At 69.4% G+C, this 19,487-nt stretch carries 21 protein-coding genes and 1 other RNA gene; 6 read left to right on the forward strand and 16 right to left on the reverse strand.

Translation table 11 applies throughout. The features are described 5' to 3' along the window. Positions 1–105: 105 nt before the first annotated feature. Together RGQ06_RS13765 and RGQ06_RS13770 are read right to left on the reverse strand one after the other, a co-directional pair. Positions 106–468: a hypothetical protein gene (locus RGQ06_RS13765; RefSeq protein ID WP_432428778.1), complete on the reverse strand. Its 363-nt coding sequence runs from the start codon at positions 466–468 to the stop codon at positions 106–108. 186 nt (positions 469–654) lie between these two features. Further along, entirely contained in the window at positions 655–1,419 is a 765-nt protein-coding gene (locus RGQ06_RS13770) for an SDR family oxidoreductase (protein WP_432430675.1), read from the reverse strand. Positions 1,420–1,553: 134 nt separating this feature from the next. On the opposite strand from RGQ06_RS13770, the gene RGQ06_RS13775 reads away from it, so the two are divergent. Together RGQ06_RS13775 and RGQ06_RS13780 are read left to right on the forward strand one after the other, a co-directional pair. Then, positions 1,554–1,856 carry a helix-turn-helix transcriptional regulator gene (locus RGQ06_RS13775; protein WP_432428780.1) on the forward strand — a complete coding sequence of 101 codons (303 nt, stop codon included), beginning with the start codon at positions 1,554–1,556 and terminating at the stop codon, positions 1,854–1,856. 9 nt (positions 1,857–1,865) lie between these two features. Further along, positions 1,866–2,684, forward strand: coding sequence for an endonuclease V (locus RGQ06_RS13780; protein WP_432428781.1), 819 nt, complete (start codon positions 1,866–1,868; stop codon positions 2,682–2,684). A gap of 10 nt (positions 2,685–2,694) precedes the next feature. Here RGQ06_RS13780 and RGQ06_RS13785 read toward each other — a convergent pair whose 3' ends face one another. After that, a complete protein-coding gene (locus tag RGQ06_RS13785; RefSeq protein WP_432428782.1) occupies positions 2,695–3,714 on the reverse strand; it encodes a methyltransferase domain-containing protein in 1,020 nt (339 codons plus the stop codon). 221 nt (positions 3,715–3,935) lie between these two features. Here RGQ06_RS13785 and RGQ06_RS13790 point away from each other — a divergent pair, with 221 nt between their 5' ends. Then, positions 3,936–4,148, forward strand: coding sequence for a hypothetical protein (locus RGQ06_RS13790; protein ID WP_432428783.1), 213 nt, complete (start codon positions 3,936–3,938; stop codon positions 4,146–4,148). Positions 4,149–4,158: 10 nt separating this feature from the next. On the opposite strand, the gene RGQ06_RS13795 is transcribed toward RGQ06_RS13790, so the two are convergent. From RGQ06_RS13795 to RGQ06_RS13830, 8 genes are all read right to left on the reverse strand, one after another. Next, on the reverse strand, positions 4,159–4,893 hold the full coding sequence (locus tag RGQ06_RS13795) for a SurA N-terminal domain-containing protein (protein WP_432428784.1): 735 nt from the start codon (positions 4,891–4,893) through the stop codon (positions 4,159–4,161). A gap of 470 nt (positions 4,894–5,363) precedes the next feature. Next, positions 5,364–6,470: a hypothetical protein gene (locus RGQ06_RS13800; protein WP_432428785.1), complete on the reverse strand. Its 1,107-nt coding sequence runs from the start codon at positions 6,468–6,470 to the stop codon at positions 5,364–5,366. 27 nt (positions 6,471–6,497) lie between these two features. After that, positions 6,498–6,776, reverse strand: a complete 279-nt coding sequence (locus RGQ06_RS13805) for a CopG family ribbon-helix-helix protein (RefSeq protein WP_432428786.1) — start codon at positions 6,774–6,776, stop codon at positions 6,498–6,500. Continuing rightward, the gene (locus tag RGQ06_RS13810) at positions 6,769–7,095 is read right to left on the reverse strand and encodes a hypothetical protein (RefSeq protein WP_432428787.1); all 327 of its coding nucleotides are present in this window, start codon (positions 7,093–7,095) and stop codon (positions 6,769–6,771) included. The genes RGQ06_RS13805 and RGQ06_RS13810 overlap by 8 nt, the downstream gene beginning before the upstream one ends. Further along, entirely contained in the window at positions 7,043–8,209 is a 1,167-nt protein-coding gene (locus RGQ06_RS13815) for a tyrosine-type recombinase/integrase (protein WP_432428788.1), read from the reverse strand. The genes RGQ06_RS13810 and RGQ06_RS13815 overlap by 53 nt, the downstream gene beginning before the upstream one ends. A gap of 57 nt (positions 8,210–8,266) precedes the next feature. Further along, positions 8,267–8,467, reverse strand: coding sequence for a helix-turn-helix transcriptional regulator (locus tag RGQ06_RS13820; RefSeq protein WP_432428789.1), 201 nt, complete (start codon positions 8,465–8,467; stop codon positions 8,267–8,269). Between the two features lie 60 nt (positions 8,468–8,527). Further along, positions 8,528–9,520: an integrase core domain-containing protein gene (locus RGQ06_RS13825; protein ID WP_432430660.1), complete on the reverse strand. Its 993-nt coding sequence runs from the start codon at positions 9,518–9,520 to the stop codon at positions 8,528–8,530. A 314-nt stretch (positions 9,521–9,834) separates the two neighbouring features. Further along, a complete protein-coding gene (locus RGQ06_RS13830) occupies positions 9,835–11,049 on the reverse strand; it encodes an IS110 family transposase (RefSeq protein WP_432430659.1) in 1,215 nt (404 codons plus the stop codon). 256 nt (positions 11,050–11,305) lie between these two features. Between RGQ06_RS13830 and mobF the strand changes: the two genes are divergently transcribed. Then, on the forward strand, positions 11,306–13,690 hold the full coding sequence (mobF, locus tag RGQ06_RS13835) for a MobF family relaxase (protein ID WP_432430073.1): 2,385 nt from the start codon (positions 11,306–11,308) through the stop codon (positions 13,688–13,690). A gap of 3 nt (positions 13,691–13,693) precedes the next feature. Here mobF and RGQ06_RS13840 read toward each other — a convergent pair whose 3' ends face one another. The 4 genes from RGQ06_RS13840 to ssrA form a co-directional block, all read right to left on the reverse strand. Beyond that, the gene (locus RGQ06_RS13840) at positions 13,694–14,137 is read right to left on the reverse strand and encodes a hypothetical protein (protein ID WP_432430074.1); all 444 of its coding nucleotides are present in this window, start codon (positions 14,135–14,137) and stop codon (positions 13,694–13,696) included. Between the two features lie 58 nt (positions 14,138–14,195). Further along, positions 14,196–15,773, reverse strand: a complete 1,578-nt coding sequence (locus RGQ06_RS13845) for a hypothetical protein (protein WP_432430075.1) — start codon at positions 15,771–15,773, stop codon at positions 14,196–14,198. Beyond that, the gene (locus RGQ06_RS13850) at positions 15,770–16,426 is read right to left on the reverse strand and encodes an RNA polymerase sigma factor (protein ID WP_432430676.1); all 657 of its coding nucleotides are present in this window, start codon (positions 16,424–16,426) and stop codon (positions 15,770–15,772) included. Before RGQ06_RS13850 ends, RGQ06_RS13845 begins: the two co-directional genes overlap by 4 nt. 68 nt (positions 16,427–16,494) lie before the next feature. After that, positions 16,495–16,887, reverse strand: a transfer-messenger RNA (tmRNA) gene (gene ssrA, locus RGQ06_RS13855). 118 nt (positions 16,888–17,005) lie between these two features. Here ssrA and RGQ06_RS13860 point away from each other — a divergent pair. Together RGQ06_RS13860 and RGQ06_RS13865 are read left to right on the forward strand one after the other, a co-directional pair. Then, on the forward strand, positions 17,006–17,695 hold the full coding sequence (locus tag RGQ06_RS13860) for a hypothetical protein (protein ID WP_432430077.1): 690 nt from the start codon (positions 17,006–17,008) through the stop codon (positions 17,693–17,695). Further along, on the forward strand, positions 17,692–17,976 hold the full coding sequence (locus RGQ06_RS13865; RefSeq protein ID WP_432430078.1) for a hypothetical protein: 285 nt from the start codon (positions 17,692–17,694) through the stop codon (positions 17,974–17,976). The genes RGQ06_RS13860 and RGQ06_RS13865 overlap by 4 nt, the downstream gene beginning before the upstream one ends. A gap of 9 nt (positions 17,977–17,985) precedes the next feature. On the opposite strand, the gene RGQ06_RS13870 is transcribed toward RGQ06_RS13865, so the two are convergent. Then, entirely contained in the window at positions 17,986–19,461 is a 1,476-nt protein-coding gene (locus RGQ06_RS13870) for an extracellular solute-binding protein (RefSeq protein WP_432430079.1), read from the reverse strand. Between the last annotated feature and the right edge of the window lie 26 nt (positions 19,462–19,487).

Below are 19,487 nucleotides of genomic sequence, written 5' to 3' on the forward strand. Positions count from 1 at the left end.
CCACATCCCCGCGATCCGTGCTCGTCGCGCGCCGGACGCGACGATCCCCCGCCACGGGGGGCGGGGGATCGGTCGGTCGTTCAGGTTCGAGCCCTCAGCGGGTGGTCAGGACGGCGAGGAGACCTCGGTGGTGTCGTCCTCGGAGTCGTTCATGTCGACACCCCGGAGGGCGAGGTCGATGAGCAGGTCGTCGAAGACCTCCTTCATCTCGCCGCGGTAGCGCAGCTGGATCTCGTTGCTGTCGCGGTAGCGGCCGAAGACGCTGTTGGCCTCGAGCACCTCGAGCCCGGCGGAGCGGGAGCTGCGCACGCGGTCGGAGGCGAGGATGAACAGATCGGCGTGGTCGGCGTGGACCGATGCGAGCTCCTCCAGCGCAGCGAGGACGAGGCTCTCCTCGATGGTGCCGGGGAGGCCACCACGGTCGTCAGCCTCGAGGCCGAGCGTCTTGGCGGTCGTGAGCACGTGCATCAGTTCCTCCTGTCCGGAATCGTGTTGCCACGATGCCCGCGTACGTCGGTGGACACAACCTGCCCCGCATTGCAGTGCAGTGAATCCTGTCGCAGCGATCTCCTGCACGGGGCCGGTCTCCTCCGAGGCTAGGCCCTCGGCGCCGGTCTGCTGCACCACCCCGGTGTCGCAGCCGCCACAGCGGCGTCAGGCCATGGCGTGGTGGCCCCCGTCGACCTGGAGGATCTCGCCGGTGATGGCGCGGGCCAGGTCCGACAGCAGGAAGCAGATCGCATCGGCCACCGGCCCGGCGTCGTGGGGGTCCCACCCCAGCGGCGCCCGCTGCTCCCAGGAGTCGAGGAGCAGCTCGAAGCCCGGGATCGCCGAGGCCGCACGGGTCTCGAGCGGTCCGGCGGCGACGAGGTTCGACCGCACGCGCCGAGGGCCGAGCTCTCGTGCCAGGTAGCGGTTCGCGCCCTCCAGCGCGCTCTTGCACACGCCCATCCAGTTGTAGGTCGGCCAGGCGCGGGAGGCGTCGAAGTCGAGCCCGACCAGGCTGGCCCCGGTCGGCGGGGCCGCGTCGGCGAGCAGCTGGCCGAGCCCGACGTAGGTGTGCACGCTGGTCCGGAACGCCAGCTCGACCGCCTCCGCCGGCACCCCGGTGACCGATCCGAGCGCCGCCTTGGGCGCGAACGCGATGGCGTGGAGGGCGCCGTCGAGCCCCCCGAGCTCGTCACGCACCCAGGTCGCGACGGCGTCGAGGTCGGCAGGGGAGGTGGCGTCCATCGCCAGCACGGCCACGTCGGCGTCGATGCCGGCCGCTGCGTCCCGAGCACCCTCGAGGTCGCGCGGCATGGCGGTGGTCACCACGGTGGCGCCGAGCTCGTGGGCCCGGGCGGCCGTGGCATGGGCGATGCTGCCTGCGTTCGCGATGCCCGTGACGAGGATGCGCTTGCCGTCGAGCACGGTCACATCGAGCTCGGACGGGCGCAGATCGATGCCGGAATCATGCTGCGCATGTTGACGGCCAGCGGGGATGCCGGTCAAGCGATGCCGGCATCCTGGTACCGGATTCGCGTGACCGGTGTCGGGGCTACGATGGCCCCGTGGCCACCGAGACGGCGTCGTGGACGTTCCTGACGAACCACGGCCACGTGCTCGTGTGCATCGCCACCAACACCGAGGTGCGGATCAGCGAGATCGCCGACCAGGTCGGCATCGGCGAGCGGGCTGCGCAGGGGATCGTGACCGACCTCGTGGAGGGCGGCTACGTCACCCGCACCCGGGTGGGGCGACGGAACCACTACGTCGTGAACACCGACCTCCCGCTGCGGCATCCCCTGGAGCGGGACCACGCGATCGGTGAGCTCCTGCGCGCGGTCGCCTCGCCGTCGCCCGCCGAGGACTGATCGCAGGCCATGTCCGCGACCACGCCGCGGTCTGGATCGGGCGGGGCGGTGCTCGGGTGGCCCATCGATGACGCCGAGCTGCGCGCGCTGCAGCACCAGCTGGCGCAGCGGGCTGACCTCGCCCGTGCGCAGGACCGCGTCGTCGTGTCGGGCGAGATGCTGCTGGGCGGTTGCTTCGTGGCGTTCGCGCGAGGCGAAGCCGGCCCCGGGCACCCGGGCGACCGCGCCTGGGCTGCCGCCGTGACGTGGCATCCGACGGAGCGGATCCGGGACGAGGGGGAGGCGCTCCGGGGTCGGTCCCATGCACGGGGCCCGCGCGTGGCGCGGGACACCGCCGAGCAGGTCGTCGTGCGCGACACCGTCCCTGCGCCGTACCGAGCCGGGCTGCTCGCCGAGCGGGAAGGCCCGATCCTCGAGCGTGCGGTCGGCGCGCTGGCCACGCCGCCTGATGTCTTGCTGGTGGACGCCACGGGCGTCGACCACCCCCGACGAGCGGGCCTGGCCATCCACCTCGGGGCCGTGCTCGGCGTCCCGACGGTCGGCGTGACCCACCGCGTCCTGCGCGCGACCCAGCCGGCGCAACCGGCACGGCGACGGGGATCGTCGGCGCCGGTGGTGCTGGGGGACGAGGTGGTCGGCCACCTCGTGCGGACGCGGGACGATGCGAAGCCGGTGGTGGCCCATGCCGGCTGGCGGACCGACGCCGACGATGCCCGGGAGGTCGTGCTGCTCGCATCGACCCCCGCCTCCCGCACCCCGGTCCCGCTGGGCGAGGCCCGCCGGGTCGCCCGGGAGGCGCGTGCCATCGCCTCGGGCGAGTGGGGCTGACGTCGTCCCCTCAGGCGGCGGTGACGCTCCAGGTGGACGCGTCGACGAGCCGGCCGAGGTCCACCGAGAGGCGCAGCGCCTCACCTGCAGCGATCTCGCGATCGAGGCGGAACATGCGGTTCCCCCAGCTGGTGTTCGTCGCCAGGGGGGAGGTCGTCAGGGTCACCTCGTCGTCGAAGATCGCCTCGAACCAGACGCACGCGCCGTCGACGATGGCGTCGGCGTCGGCCGTGCGCTCGACGACGTGCTGGGTCGGCAGCGAGTCGAGGCCGTCCAGGGTCTGGAGGTCGAGCTCGAGGACGGGCTGCGGTGTGCCGATGGTCCTGGCGACGGAGCCGGGGCGGACCCAGAGCTGTTCGTTGCGGCCGGTGTCGAACCGGGCGGCGATCGGCGATCGCTCCATCGCCGAGAGGTCGATGCCCTCCGGCAGCTCGATGTTCCAGAAGCGGCGGACCCGCATGGCCTCGTGCATCGAGATCGGTTCGACGAAGAGCCGGAACCGCGCGGGGAGGATGCGGCCGCCGGGGCGCAGGACCCGGTCGCGCAGGTCGAGCACGTTCTGGACCATGTTCTCGTTGAAGAGCTCATCGCCCATCTGCTCGTGGAGCACGAGGTCGATCGGCTCGGGGGGCGAGAACTCCCGGCTGTTGGCCTGGACGAACTCGATGTTGGTGAACCCGTTGTGGCGGGCGAGCTCCCGGGCCACCTCGATCACGTCCCCGTGCTCGACGGCGTACACCTTGCCGGCCCCGGCCCGGCTGGCCAGGAAGGCGAGCAGCCCGGTGCCGCTGCCGAGGTCGACGACCACGTCACCGGCGGCGACGTTGCGTGCGATCGCCCGGTGGTACGCCTCGACCCGGACCGAGTCGCTGAGCATCTCCTCGTGCTCGGCGAGCCCGCCGAAGTTGGTCTCGTTCATCAGGTCGTAGACGAGGTCCATGAGGCGGTCGCTCGACGCCACCCGTTCGGCTGCGAACCCGACGGCCGATCGGACGGCCCTGGTCGCCACCCGGCGCGCTCGCTCCCGCATGGGACGAGGCTAGGGGTGCGTGCCGAGCGGGGCGGAACCGACCCGTGGCCGGCAGGGGCGCACCGCAACGTGATCGCAACAGCACGTGGCTGCGGACCGCCAGGAGGTCAGGATGGTGCCATCCGCTGTTCACAGGCCGTTGGCCGTGCGCCCGTTGACGTGCCCCGTCCACGTCCGTAACGTGATCGACACATAGTTCGAACCGAGCAGGGGGACCCGTCATGGCGCACGGAACGCGAGCAGCGGCAGAGCAGCTGGTGCCTGGCAACCCCGTCGAGGTGCGCACGCGCTTCGACGGCACCTGGGTCCCCGGCTACCGGGTCTGCGGTGAGCGCGACGGCCGGTACCAGCTCGAGCGGTGCAGCGACGGCGTCGAGCTGCCGGTGGACTTCGACCTGGCCGAGCTGCGCCCGCCGTCGCCGACACCGAGCTGATCGGCCTGTGTCAGACGCCGGGGGGTAGGACCTGACCGGTCTGGGCATCCCACCGACCGAAGTCCGGGTGCACGCGGATGTCCGCAGCGGTCGCCAGCTCCATCAGGTGCTCCTGGACGCGCTGCTCCGAGGGCGTCAGCTCGGTGCCCTCCTCGCCCTCGCTGGGGGTATCGTCGGCCGAGCCGTCGTCGCCGGCCGCCTCGTCGAGGGCGTCGGTGATGTTCTCGACGGCAGCGACGCCACGGAGCTCCAGCTGGAGCAGGTCCTCGGACAGTCCCTGCTGCTCCATCGCCGCCGCCAGACCCTCCGGCCCGCCTGCCTGCTCCTCGACCTGGGCCCGTGCCGCGTCCACGTCCTCCTCGGTCACCGGGGCATCGAGGTCCTCGGCGCCCGAGACCAGGATCGAGGACTGGATGGCACTCGACAGGATCTGGGCGCCGAGCTGCGCTCGGGCTGCGTCACCCTCCTCGCCCTGGAACTGCTCGGCGAGCTGGGGGTTGGCGGCGAAGTCCTCGACGTGGCTCTCGATGCTCGCGGCGGCGATCTCCTCGCCGTCCACCACGGCGGCGACGTCGTCGCCGAGCGATCCGGCCTCACCCGATGCACCGTCGTTGTCGTCGGCGGCGTCGGCGGTCGTGTCCGTCGGCTCCTGGTCGGCTCGCTCCTCGCTGTCGGTGTCGTCACCGCATCCGGCGAGGAAGGTGACGGCGGCCAGGAGGGCCAGGGCGATCGTGCGTGGGCGCATGGGGGTGCGGCTCCAGGGGGTCGCGTGCAGGGTTGTCGACGCTACCGCGCGCTCTCCGCAGGGCCATGGTGACGTCTGTCGCCGGGGGCTGGCCGCCGGAACGCCTGCCGAGCCAGTGGCAGGACCGGGTGGTCGGTGGTGAGGGCAACTCGACCGCTTGACTACGCGCCGTTCTGTGCGTATGGCGTTGCGCAGGCGCAACAGCCCCGGTCTGTTCCGGGCGCGGCTCTTGGCCCGATACGACAAGGGATCGGGCAGCTCCAACAGCGCTCAAGCCGGTTCGGATTGAGCGCTCTTGGAGCTGGGGGGAATCGAATGCTCTAAGGAGTGATTCCGTCGCCGCTGGTCAGAGGGTGTTTGCCCAGGTCAGCAGCGATTTTCTGATCACGCCGGATCACGCCGTTTCACAGTGATTCTGGGCTCTTTGTGTCGCCCTCGTGTCGCAGAAGGCCAGCTTCGGATGGGCTGCACTACTGAGCGGGCCGGAGGCCAAGCGTGGAGTCGTGCAGATCTCGGATGAAGAGATCGAACTCCCGGGTGGCCTCCCTCATCGTGTCGCGGTTGGCGAAGAAGGGTTCCTCAGGAGGGCACTCCGGTCCGTTGAGCAGCCCGAGTAGCGGCGAGACATGCGCGACTCGGTGGCGATACTTGATCAATCTCTGCACTCGCTCAAGGCGCTGGGATGTGGTGTTGGTTAGATCGCCGAATCGGAGGCCATACCCGCGGTTGAACGCCTTCTTCGCGTTGGCGTAGTTCTGGAAGTTGATCCGGTCCGCCAGCGCGGCCGAGCGGCTGATCCGTCTACGAATGGCGTCCTCCTCGAGCGCCGTTCGATTACCCGCCTTCATCCGGCTGCGTTCCTCTGCCGAGAGGAAGGCTGCGGCGACGCTGCCGAAGTCGAGCGGAACCCCTTCGTCGTCCAACTCAACGAATCGGCCCGACGTGTAGGTCTCGAAGCCCGTCACAAGCATCCCGAGCACCGCGTTTGCTGCGACGACCTCAAGTAGGTAGCCGGCCGTTGACTCACCGTCGAGCAGGGTGTCGGCGGCCGATCGCGTGTCGCTCCATGTGTCGATCGCCGACGGTGAAGAAGTCTCGGTGCCAGCGCGATACATCCTTGCTCCCATCACTTCGACTCCAGGCCCACCGACCTCCACGACGCTGCCGTCACTAGCCACCTGGAGCGCGTACGACGCCGGGACACCCGACCCTTGGAGCAGATGCTCACCACCTGCAGCTCCGAGATGCAGCCGTGTAGTTGTCGGAGACCACACGAGAGCGAAGAAGAAGCGTCCGTGCTCCTCCTGCTCACCGAGCTCTGCGAGGGAAAGCGCAGCTTCGTGGGTTCCTTTGCCGGGGGTTGCGTGCACGAATCGCAGCGTGAGATCACCGTCGCGAACCAGGCGGAACACGATTCTGCCGATGACGATCTCGAGCAGAAGGCCTGAACGACCATCGTCGACCAGCAGGTCGGGATACGTCCCGATGAAGGTGATCGTTCCCTCTGGCCGCTGCATCGCTTCCGCGATTGCCTCCGCCTTCGCCTCTGGTACCCCAGGTATGTGGAGCCGGCTCATGGCATGTCTGTCCGCATCGTGGGCACCTCAGCCGGCGTCGAGGTACTGCCGCAGAGCTTCACGGACGACCTCCGAGGCGGGCCGACCATCGTGTTCGGCGCGCTCGTCGAGCGCAGTCCGCAGGTCGGGATCGAGACGCACCGGGAACGATTTCGCTGGCGCCGAACCCATCGGAGGCCTTCCTCGAACGACCCTGAGCTTGTCGAGGTCGTAGCCACGCTCGGCCTCAGCGACGTACTCCTCGATGAGCTCGTCGGTGATCGGCTTGCCATCCCTGGTGGCGCCGTAGGTCTTCTTCTCAGGCATTGGGCTCTCCGAGACCTCGGAGCTGGGTTCGGTACTTCGGGCGCATTCTCATGGCGTGGATCACGAGGTCGATCTCGTCGTCGATGGCAAGCGTGACGACTTCGAGCATGTTGCCGGCCTCATCCGGGCCGAGGTGGAGGAGGCGTTGCTCGTCGAGACGGGCGATGACCAGTGCGTGCTCGATGGCGTGGAGGAGGTCGTCATCGTCGATCCCGTGCTTCCGGGCGGTGTGGTGGATCTCGTAGCGCATTATCGTATCGCGAAATTCACTCGTCGTCTCTGTCCGGATCCGGCTGCCCGGCTCCTCGGCCGAGGTCATCGAGGGCGTCGGTGAGCTGCTCCTCGAGCGAGGGGAACAGGTGGCCGTAGAGGTTCAGGGTCACGCCGATGTCGCTGTGCCCGAGCCGCTCCTGGATCGCCTTCGGGTGGGCGCCGAGGCTGATGAGCAGCGATGCGCACGTGTGGCGGAGGTCGTGAGTGCGGACCTTTGGAGACAGGCCAGCATCTTCGAGCGCCGGCACCATGACCCACTTGCGGAAGCTGTCGCGGTTGAGGCCCTCGGAGGCGTCCTGCTGGTTGCCGAAGACCCAGTCGTCAGGTTCGAGTGGCCGGCCGAGCTGCTCGGCGCGCATCCTCAAGTGGGCGGCGCCTTCCTCCATGACGAACTGCGGGACTGGCACGGTGCGGATCTCGTAGGACTTCGGCGGGCCGCTGATCAGCTCGCCCGAGATCGGCTGGAGCGTCTCAGCGACGTGGACCCTCCGGCGGGCCGTTTCGAGCCGGCGGACGCGGAGTCCGCACATCTCGCCGGGGCGTAGTCCGCAGTAGGCGGCGAGCAGGACGAAGAACCGGTAGTCGGACCGGATGGCGTCGGCGACCCGGGCGACCTGGCTGGCGTCGAGAAAGTTGGGCTCCACACGGCTGGTCCTCGGTAGCCGCACGCCTCGCACAGGGTTGTCTCGCATCGCCCGAGCGTCACGAGCGAGGTCGAGAACCTGGGCCAGGACCGACACGACGTTACGGATGCGAGCAGGGGAGAGGCCCTCGTCGGTGAGCTCCGCTACCCACTCGCGGACCTCGGCCCGGTCGATCGATCCGAGTGGTCGTTCGCCCCACCGGGGGAGCACTCGCCGGTTCAGTGCCTTGCGGTACCCGTGCCGGGTCGATGGCTTGAGGGGGGCGGTCGTGGCGTACCAGGACTCGGCCCAGGTGGCGACGATCGACTTCTGCAGCTGAGGGTCGGCCCACTCGCCTCGCTGCATGTCGGCGCCGATGCGCTCGAGGTACTGGCTGGCGTCGACCTTGCGGTCGAAGGTCTTGCTTCGTGACCGCCCGGACAGGTCCCGGTAGCGGGCTCGCCAGCGGCCGTTGGGTGTGCGCTCGATCGACGACACGTGGTCCTCCACGCAGGGCCCGACCTCGTGGTCGGGCATCGTGGCTGGAGGGCGACCTTCACTCCGGCGCAGTCGCCGAGCGCCGATGGGTCGAGGTTACCGATGGCCTCCGACGACATGGCGGTCGATCCAGGCGTCGACGTCATGCCGTCGGTAGCGGACGTGGCGGCCGACCTTCACGAAAGCTGGGCCTCGTCGCTGGTACCGCCAGTTGGCCAACGTGCCGATCGGGACGCCGAGCACCTCGGCGACCTGCTCCGGCCACAGCAGCCGGTCCTCGAGATCGAGCTCATCCATCAACCCACTAGGCCTTCCAGGCCGGGGTTCGAGGTGACAGATGGGCCCTGTGGTTGATGGTCATGCTGCTTGGCGGCGGCGGTGGGTGTCGAGGATCTCGGAGGGCTTGCGGCCGGCCATGTAGTCGCCGTGGTTGCGTCGCCGCGTGTTGTAGCGGATCAGCCAGGCGTTGGCTTCGGCCTGGAGCTGGCGGACCGAGTTGAAGTGGCGTCGGTGGAACGCTGGCCGCCAGCACTCCTGGAGCATCGTGCCCTGGAACCGTTCGCACACGGCGTTGTGGTTCGGTGAGCGGGGCGGGATCCGGACGTGGTCGATGCCGATCTCGGCGAGGTGGTGCCGGAACGCGAGTCCCTTGTACTCGGGTCCGTTGTCGGACAGCACCCGCCGGAGCGGGATCCCAAGGCGGCGCATCGTGGTGCGGACGTGGTCGATGAAGCGGATCGTGTCGGCGGTGGTGACCGGCCCGATGATGAGCTTCACGATCGCCCATCGGGTGCAGGTGTCCACGGCGGTGAGTTGGTACACCTTGCCCACGCCTTTGAGGTTGCCGATGTAGAAGCTGTCCACGGCCACGAGATCGCCAGGGTGGCCGGCCCAGTGGCAGAACCCGAACGGCTCGCCCAGCGCTTCGGTGACCGGTTCGGTAATGATCCCGGCCAGCGCAGCGATTGCCGCAGCCCGGGCGATGCGTTGGCGGCGCCGACCCAGGCCGTGGTCGACCAGAATCCGCTGCACGGTCGTCTTGCCGATCTCATAGCCCAGCTCCTGGAGCCGGTCGGCGAGCTGGCGGCAGCCGAGCGTCGGCTCGACTACGGCAACGGCGAGCAGGTCGGCGACCACGTGGGTCGGGGTCTCGCTGGGCTGGGCCGGGCGGCGCCGGTCTCTGGGCCACAGCGCCTCGAGCCCGTAGAGCTCGGAGGTGTTCTTCCATTCGTAGTAGCGGGTGCGGGACACGCCGATCTGGCGGCAGGCGGCGGAGATGTTGCCGAGTTCTTCAGCGAGATCAAGCAACCGGACGCGCCGGTGGTAGATGATCTCTGCAGAGGTGGTCATGGTGATGGGTTCCTTTGGATCTGTGGAAGGAACCACAGGGTCCATCACCAGGCCCCTCTGTAGAGGGACCTGCAACCTCAACCCCCGGACAGCAAGCACTAGGCCTTTTCAGAGGCCGGAACCTCACGCCTCTTCGCCAGAAGCTCGCCTCGTCGAGAGCCTGACCGCTTACTCGAACCGCCTCTCCCGCTTACCCCCTCGAAGTACACAGGTGCACTGGGAGTGCTCCGCCCCGCCGCTCCGCCGAGAAGTCCGTCAGCCTCGCGTGAGGTTCGGCGGTTCGAAAAGGCCTAGATATCCCACGTTCGGGTGTGTCAAGCGGCGAGGTCGTGGCGGTGGCTCCATGCTTGGTGTTCGTCGTAGAGGGTGTCGTGGCGGAGGCAGCCGTGCAGGATGCCGACCCAGCGGTTGGCGAGTGCACGGATGGCGCGGTTGTGGGTGTCGCCTCGTGCTCGTCGGGCGTCGTAGAAGGCGCGGGCGCCTGGGCTGGCGAGCATGCTGGCGAAGGCCCACTGGTAGCAGGCATCGGCGAGGTGCTTGTTGCGGGCGTAGCGGGCGAGCACGACGCGGTGGCGTCCCGAGGCACGGGTGATGGGTGACGTGCCGGCGTAGTTCTTGCGAGACTTGGCATCCACGTAGCGGTTCGGGTCATCCCCGAACTCGGCGAGCACCCGGGCTCCGAGCACCATCCCCAGTCCTGGCAGGGAGCGGATGAGCTTGGCGTCCGGGTGCTGGTCAAAACGGTCGGCCAGCTGTTCCTCGAGCCGGGCGATCTGGGCGACGAGCTCGCCGATCACTGCGACGTGCGCGGCAACGCTGGCTCCCATGGCGTCGGCGACGAGCTCGGGGGCCTCGAGGTGTTCACTGCGCAGCGCCGTCTGGATCTCGACGGCGCGATCGTCGGCTCGTTTCTGGCGGCCTGCTCGTCGCAGCGCAGCAGCGATCTTCGATCGGGACAGGCTCCGTCCCAATGTTGGTGTCGGTGCAATGGTGAGCACGGCGAGGGCGTCGGGATGGTGGAGCTTGTCGAACGCGTCCAGGGCAGCCGGGTAGAACTCGCGCAGCGTCGAGCGGAGCTGGTTGACCTGGCGTTGCCGGTTCCAGATCAAGGACTGATGTGCCCGGGCGAGAACCTTGATCGCGTCGGCCAGTTCGGTGTCACCCGCGATCTGGCGGTGGTTGTGCCGGTCGAGCCGGGCGATCTCGGCCAGCAGATAGGCGTCGCCAGGGTCGGACTTGGCGCCCGATGTCGAGTGCCGCTCCCGATAGCGCGACACCGATAGCGGGTTGACCGCGTACACCTGATAGCCGGCGGCGACCATGGCCCCGACGAACAAGCCACGGTCGGTCTCGGTGGCCACGACCACCTCATCAGGCTCGACGCCGGTGTCGGCCAACAGCTCATGCAACCGGGCGATGCCATCGACCCCGTCGCTGAGCCGTGCCCGGCCGAGCCGCTGGCCATCGGCGGCTTCGATGTAGACGTCGTGGTGGATCTCGGCCCAGTCGTGGCCGACGAACACTTCCATCCGCTTCCTCCTCGCTGGCAGTTGATCGAGTCGAGCCGGAGGAGACCAGCGGCGAACTAATGGATCAGTGCTCGAGTCGGCACGTCATCCCACCAGCCATTGGAGGTCGTCCTCGCCGCTCGGCAGGCGCACGATCTAGGCCTAGAACTCCTCCTTGAACCAGTCCGGTCAGACACAGTGCTGACCTGCCGAGGGCTCAGCGAAGAGCCTGCCCCACACCGAGGAACCGTGCTCTCCCGAACCCATTAGTCCGGTGATGCTGAAGATCACCGGGCTCCGCTCGTCCAACCCGCAGGACTACTACCTCGAGGTCATCGCCCGGGGCGCCGAGGAGTACTACCTCCGCCGCCCGGAGCACGCCGGCGTCTGGATCGGCGCCGGCTCACCTCGGCTCGGCCTCGACGGTGCCGTCACTCCCGACGACCTGCGGGCCATCCTCGACCAGCGCCATCCGGTCACCGGCGAGAAGCTGCCGGCACGCCAGATCCGCCGGGTCGGGTTCGACCTCACCCTGTCGGCCCCGAAGTCCGTGTCCCTGCTCTGGGCACTGGGCGACGCCGAGCAGTCGGCCGCCGCGCTCGACGCCCACCGAGCCGCCGTCGAGGCGACAGTCGAGTACCTCGAAGCCAACGCCTGCCAGGTCCGTCGAGGCGGACGGGACGGCTACGGCCTGCGGGCCGAGACGGCCCAAGGGCTGGTCGGCGCAGCTTTCACCCACTTCACCTCCCGGGCCGCCGACCCGCAGGTCCACACCCACCTGGTGATCGCCAACATGGCCGAGGGTGCTGACGGCCGGTTCACCGCACTGCACGGCACGGCGTTGTTCGAGCACCGCCGAGCCGCCGGCTACCTGTACCAAGCAGTCCTGCGCCACGAGCTGCATGAGCGGCTCGGCGTCGGCTTCGACCCGGTCGTGAAGGGCTCGGCCGAGATCACTGGCATTCCCAAAGGCGCCCGACGGGTGTTCTCGAAGCGTCGCGCCGCCATCGAGGCCGAGCTCGCCGCCGTCGGCGCCAGCGGCGAGCGGGCCTCGCAGGCCGCCTCGCTCAGGACGCGACAGCCCAAGAACCACAGCCTCGTCCTCGACGACCTGCTCCGTCGTTGGCGGGACGAAGCGGCACGAGCCAGCATCGACATCAGCCGACTGCCGACGGCACGGACCAAGCGGCGGCCGCCCACGGACGAGGCGCTGGCCGAAGCCCTGGTCCTCGACCGGGCGACCTTCACCCTCCCGGACATGGTCGCCACGACGGCAGCACTCTCACCGGACGGAGCGACTCTCGACGACATCAACCGGACAGTCAGCTCGTTCCTCGACTCGCCGCTCGCCATCTCGCTCGCCGACACGGGCCGCTGGACCACCGCCGAGATCCTTGAGCTCGAGCGACGCTCCATCGGCACCGCCCTGCGACGCCGAGACACAAACGTGGCCGGCGTCGACGAGCACACGCTCACCGCAGCGCTTGCCGCCAGTCCCTCCCTGTCGGCCGAGCAGCAGCGCATGGTCCGCCACGTCTGTGCGAGCGGCAACGGCGTCGACCTCGTCGTCGGCGCGCCCGGATCCGGCAAGACCTTCGCCCTCGGCGCCGCCCGCCTGGCCTGGCATGCCGAGGGTCACCACGTCATCGGCTGCGCCCTCGCTGCCCGAGCCGCCGCCGGACTCCACGCCGACAGCGGCATCCCCTCCCACACCATCGCCAAGCTCCTCGGCGACGTCCGAGACGGCCGTCTCCGCATCACCGACCGAACCGTGATCGTCTGCGACGAAGCCGCCATGGTCGGCACCCGAGACGTCGCCCGCCTCATCGATGTCACCGAACGGGCCAATGCCAAGCTCGTCCTCGTCGGCGACCCCAAGCAGCTGCCACCGATCGAGGCCGGCGGCCTGTACCCGGCCCTCGAACGCCGCCTCGGCGCGGCACGCCTCGTGGAGAACCGCCGCCAACGAAACGACGAGGAACGACAGGTCACCCTCGACCTCCGCCGAGGACGCACCCAGCGCGCCGTCACTCGCCTCGAACGATCCGGCCGCCTCACCCTCGGCCCGGATTCCGATGTCCTCCTCGATCAGATGGTCGCCGATTGGGCCGCGACCAGGACCGACGGGGTCGACGCCGTGATGATCGCCCTCACCCACGACGCCGTCACCGAGCTCAACCACCGAGCCCGCACGCACCTCGCCGCCGAGGGACGCCTCGGCGAGACAGTTGCGCAGATCGACGACACGGAGACCGAGTACGCCATGGGGGACACGGTGGTCTGCCTCCGCAACGACCGACGCCTCGGGGTCCGCAACGGCGACCTCGCAACCGTCGTCGGCGCCACCGACGACGGGCTGGTCGTCGAGCGCGCCGGCCAACGCATCGGACTCCCGGTGACCTACCTCGCCGACGGTCACCTCGACCACGGCTACGCCCTCACCGTCCACAAGGCTCAGGGAGCCACCTACGACGTCGCCCTCCTGTACGGCGACGAGCACCTCTACGCCGAAGCTGGCTACACCGCCCTGACCCGTGGCCGGGACCGGAATCACATGTACGTGCTTGCCGACACCGATGTCTCATCCGCGGAGGCGGTGCGGGCCCGACTGGCCAGGGTGTCCGCCGAGCCGGCTGCGAGCGACGTGGGTCTGTTGAGGTGACGCTCACGCTCGAGCCCGGAAGCCGCACTCCTCCTCGAAGGTCGCGTCGACGCGCTCGAGCGCAGGATTGAGCCGATCCGCAGCTGGTCGATCCGACACCTCGGCATACAGCAGGTCCTCGAGTGATCGGGTCTCGTCGAGGCGGTCCCTCAGCGCAGACATGTCGCCCTGCCAGAGCCGCAGTTCGTCCGCGACGCGCTGGTCTTCGACATCAGTGGCGGTGGCGAGAGCGTCCTCCAGTTCCGCGAGCTGGTCAGCGACATCGGACCGCTTGTCGTCCCAGTCCATCGCGCTCCCGAAGGTGTCAGCGAGAGCGAGATTGGTCTTTCGAACGTCCGCAGCGGCATCGCAGAAGCCGATGGTGTCGGCGTCGTTCGAGCATGACGCCAACGACATCAGCCCAAAGAGGGCGCAGGCCCAGCCGGACCGAACTCGCCGCTGTCGCATCCGCACACCATGTCGTACCCATGCTGAGGTCGACGAGGCGACCGTCGAGGTCTCAGGGTCAACCGCCCGAAGCCTCGAACCGCTCCGGGCATGTGGTGTCGTAGCGGGCATCCGAGAAGGTCCGGTAGGCAGCGTCGACGGCGTCGCAGTCGAGTCCGAACAGCCAGCGGTCGGTCTTGTACACGGTGCCGAACTCCGTGACGCGTTCGACGAGCGGCTCCTCGACATTCATGCCGGGCAACCCACGAGCGAACGAGATGACGTCCGGGGGCAGGAACTCGAAAGCCACGACCGGTCCGCCCGCGCTGACCGTCAGTTCCCACTGCTCGACCTGGTCGAGTGGCGTGCCGGGCGCGGGCGTCTGCGCGATGACCGTCCCCTCCGGCGCATCGTTCGCGACGTTCCTCGTGGTCTGCTGACCGAGGACGTCTTGCAGCTCGAACAGCACACCCTCCACGTCACCCAGCGTGTTGAGGTCGTGGCCGACGAGCTCGGGCATCAAGCCGTCGCGGACGGCACGCTGACGCTCGGTTGCCGTTGAGTCGAGCGTGTCGAGGTCGACAGGGTTCCAGTACACGTACGACAGACGGTGCCCCTTGTACTCGGCCGTGACCTTCCAGCAGCCCCTCGCATCCGGATCGATGCCGTTGAGCATGAACCAGCCGGCCTCCATCCCGTAGCCGTTCTGACCGGGCGGCTCGGCGACGATCGACGGAACCGCCTCGTCCTGCCGATCCCAGGTAACCCGTAGCTCGGGCCTTTCCTCGACAGACCCACCGGGGAAGTGCTGGCTCCACCACGCGCTCTTCCGTTGTTGGTGGACACCGCTGAGAGGCAGCACAGTCCAGAGGTCCTCCGTCCCGACCCAGCCCTTGCCAGGACCGGCCGCCACACCTTCTGCCGTGGGCAGGTCCGGCTGCACGGCAGGGGGGACCGTGACGACGCACTCCGGTGCTCGTGCGGCGTTCGAACCGCCGACGGGCTGGAACGAACGGAGAGCCGCCGATGCCTCTTCGCGAACCGCATCCGAAGCGTCCGGGCCGAGAGCGACGAGCACATAGAAGGCGACTTCGGCACGTTCGATGTGTGCCCAGCGGATCTGGAGGTCACTGCGGTCGGCGCACTCGGCAGGATCGCTGTTCTCCAACCCGGGAAGATCTGACACCTCGCTCGGCCACGGACTGGCGCTGTCTGCTGGTGACACGTTGAAGAAGATGGAGACGAGGGCGTCCTCCGCACCGAGATCACGGAGCGCTTGTTCCGGTACCTGAGCGCATCGCTCGCCTCCGTGCTCCAGCGGAATGGTGGCGATGGTGAGCGAGTCCCATCCCAGATTCGGCATCAGCTCGCGCCCCGCTCGTTGCCAGCCAGATGGCTCCTCGATGGACCAGGTCGACGGCGACGAGGGCATGGCGGGCCCGTCCGTCGCCGGGTCACTCGGATTACCGCCTTCGCCAGCGATGACGGCGTCGTCGGCCCGGTCTCCCCACGGAGAGGCCAACGCGACGCCCCCGGCGAAGAGCGCCGCAACGGCGACCAGCGCAGCAACCACCCGTCGACGCTTCGACCGCCGAGGTTCAGCGGCGACGCCGGTGAGCAGGCCGGCGCGGATCTTCTCGAGCGGATCTGCGGTCATCGTTCCTCCAGGAGGTCGGCGAGGCGGGCGAGCCCCCGGCTGACTCGGACGCGAGCGGCACCCTCGGAACACCCGAGGCGGGTAGCGACCTCGGGGTAGGGGAGGTCGTGCCCGATGCGCAGCACGACTGCGTCGGAGGTGCCCTCGGGTAGCTGTTCGATGGCCGTCCGGATCTCGTGCCGGTACGGGCCGACGTCGGCGAGCTCCTCGACACGGAGCAGCTCCTCGACACGGAGCAGCTCCTCGTCGTCGAGTGCGACGACTCCGGCGCCGATGCGGCGCCGGTAGCGCTCGGACACCCGCTGTCGGCGTAGGTAGTGGCCCAGCAGGTTCTTGGCGATGCCGTAGAGCCACGGGCGCGCCGTCGTGCCGGTGTCCCGGAACCGGCGGCGTTGGACGAACGCCGCAGCGAACGTCTCGGCGCACAGGTCAGCGGCCGTCTCGGCGCAGTCGGTACGGCGGTAGAGGAACCGGAGGATCGCCTGTGCGTGCCGGTCGTAGAAGGTCCCGAACGCATCCGAACTGTTGGCAGCAGCGTGCAACAGCGCTGCGTCCGTGAGCTCGGAGAGGTCTTCCATACATCTGCTTCTACCGCTCGGCGCAGATCCTGTTACGGGATCGCTGTCGAGGTGCCGGCCGACCGCGTGTCGCACGCGTGTCGCGGGCTCTCACGACGTGGCCCCAAAACGACCTCTGACCTGGGCGGATAGGCCCAGGTCAGTCGTGGAGCTGGGGGGAATCGAACCCCCGTCCGTCTGGCGGTCACGGCTCGTGCTACGACCATTCCCGTGCCTGTGGCTCACGGTTGCCACGCCCCCGGGTGGGCGCACCGTCGAGTCTTTCCTCGATCGTCAGGGGTCTTTCCCTCCGGTCAGCGGTCTCTCCCGCCGTCCACCACTACTTCTGTTGCCAGGCTGTAGTGGTCAGGCCCCGCGTGGCGTTTCCGCTCGCGATTTGTCGTACAACTAGGTCGTTACCTGGTGATCAGGCAGCGAGAGCGAAGTTGTCCGACGACTGCTGGTTGGCAGTTGTTGGGTTGCCCCGATTAACGAGTCTGAGCAACTCGGGTCGCACGATGTCGCTTCCGGTCCCGACGTCGAAACCGATCAGCCCCTTGTCAATGAACAGCGCCGGCCGGAGCCAGCACGGCCATCGTACCGGCGGTCCGTGACGGGACCACCGCGATTCGCGAAGAGGGCGTTCTTGTCAGACCCCCTGCGGATGATGGCCCCATGAGCCCGGCACCCGCTTCCCCCACCGAACCGTCCGTCGATCCCTTCACCGTCGAAGCGATCATGGCCCGCCTCGCCGCGGGCGACACGGCGGCCATCTTCGCCCTGGCCGAGCACCACGGCCACCGCATCGCTGGCGTGGTGCGTCGCCAGCTCCGGACGTGCGGGGTGGAGTCGGTCGGCCCCGACGACCTGCAGTCCCTGGTGCTCGACGCCTGCATGGAGCTGCACGGCGTGGCCCGGGCGTGGCGGCCGGGCGGGGCGCTGCCCTGGTGGTGGGCCCAGGGCCGCATCCAGGCCGTGGTCAACCGCTGGGTCGGCGTCCACGCCGACCCGCTGGAGGACCACCGGTCCCGGGCCGATCGCGAGGTCGAGCCGGCCGCACCGTCGGTGGAGGACAGCCTGGTCGCCGCCTTCGCCCGCCTCGTCGCCGAGGATCCCCGGGTCCGGCTGGTCGCCGAGGCCGCCCGGGCCGCCAAGGTCGACGACGTCGCCCTGGTCTGCCTGCTCGACTACCAGATCCAGCAGGTCCAGGGGGATCCCTCGCCGGCCCACACGCTGGCCGAGCGCTACGGCACCACCCCCGACGCCATGCGCCAGCGCATCTGCCGTGGCCGGCGGCGCCTGCGCCAGGTCGTGGCGACCGACCCGCGTTTCGCGGACCTGTCCGAGCTGGAGCTGGTGGCATGAACGGGGCGGCCGCAGCCCGTCGGCGCCACCCGTCCATGCGGGCACCGGTGGACACCGCCGCGGTGCAGCGCCGGGTGGCCACCACCGTGCGCGCCGCCGGCGGCGACCACCCGGAGGTGGCAGCGTCCGTGCTGGCGGTCCGGGGGACGAGCGGTCTGGTCCCCGACGCGTTCGCCCGACGCGCCGGGGTCGAGCTCGAGGTCCTGCGCCGGGCCGAGGCCGGCGAGATCAGCCGGGATCAGCTGCCCGGCTCGCTGCGCCGGATGGTCCCGCCGGAGTGATCCCGGAGCTCAGAAGTTCTCGTCGGCGTAGCTCTCCAGCGCGTCGGTGATCGTCCGATCGGCTTCGGTGATGGCGCCGTCCACGTCGACGCCGCCGAACAGGAGCGCGTCGAGGGCCGAGCGCACCGCGCTGCGGGTCTCGGTGTAGGGGCCGATCTGGGGACCCGGGTGGTCCGGGTCCACCTTCTGGAGCCCGTCGTAGGCAACGCGCAGCCAGCGTCCCGGCCGGGTGGTCGCCCAGAACTCCTGCACCTCCTCGGAGTCCACCGTGGCCTGGCGCACCGGCAGGTACGAGCCCTGCAGGTGCCACTGCGCCTGGTTCTCGGGCTCGTTGACGTACTTGATGAAGTCCCACGCGGCGGCCTGGACCTCGGGAGGCGTGGTGTTGGTGATGTACCAGACGCCGCCACCGAGCTGACCCTCGCCGGGGCCCTCCAGGCCGGGGAACGGGCCGGCGTCGACGTTGACGTCGATCGGCGGGAGCTCCGTCTCCAGGCCGAGCTCGGCCGGGTCCAGGTTCCCCTCCAGCACGGAGTTGATCGTGGTGACCGCGGTCGAGGTCTCGATGGTCATCGACGCCTGCTCGAGACCGATGGCGAAGTAGTGGTCGAACTGGCCCTCGGTGCCCGGCACCGGGTTGAGCAGCCCGTCGTCCTGCATGGTCTTCAGCTTCTGGAACAGCTCCCGGGTGGCGTCGTTGTCGAAGGCGCTCTCGGTGGTGGCGCCCTCGCCGCGGCCGTTGTCGTTGCCGACGAGGCTCGCGCCGGCGCCGGTGAGCCAGAACTCGATGAACCAGGGCTGCATGTTGAGCACGACCGGCTGGTCGACCACCCCGGCCGCCTTGATCTGGCGGGCGTACTCGATCATCTCGTCGAGGGTCTGCGGCGGGCTGTCCGGGTCGAGGCCGGCGGCCTCGAAGTGGTCGCGGTTGTAGTACAGCAGGACGGTCGAGACGTTGAACGACGCCGGCTGCAGCACGCCGTCGACGCTGTAGAAGTCGACGACGCCCGGCGCGAAGTCCTCGTAGCCGTCGTAGCCGTCGGCCTCCGCGCAGTCCCCGGCGGGCACGATGGTGCCCGAATCGGCCAGGAACTGGGTGTTCGTGTCCTCCATGATCCCGATGCCGGGCAGCTCCCGGCTGGGGATGCCCTGGCGGTACTTGCGCAGCAGCTCCTCGTAGGAGGCGCCCTGGTTCTCGACCTGGATGCGCACCCGGTCCTGGGACCCGTTGTAGGCGTCGGCCATGTCGTTCAGGGTCTCGTTGGTCAACCCGACGTACGCGTGCCAGAGCGTGACGTCGACCGGGCCCTCCGCGTCGTCGAGCGCGTCGACGGGGCAGGTGGTGCCGTTGCCGCCGTCGCCGTCGGAGTCCCCGCCGGCTTGGTCATCGGTCTCACCGGAGTCGCCGCCGCAGGCCGCGGCGAGCAGGGCCGCCGCCAACAGCGCAGCGAGCAGCAGGCGGGGTCGATGGGTTCGGGGGGTCATCGCAGTGCTCCTGTGAGGGGAGGTCG

The sequence above is a fragment of the Salinilacustrithrix flava genome, from assembly GCF_041228405.1.
GTDB classification, from domain to species: Bacteria; Actinomycetota; Acidimicrobiia; order Acidimicrobiales; family Salinilacustritrichaceae; genus Salinilacustrithrix; species Salinilacustrithrix flava.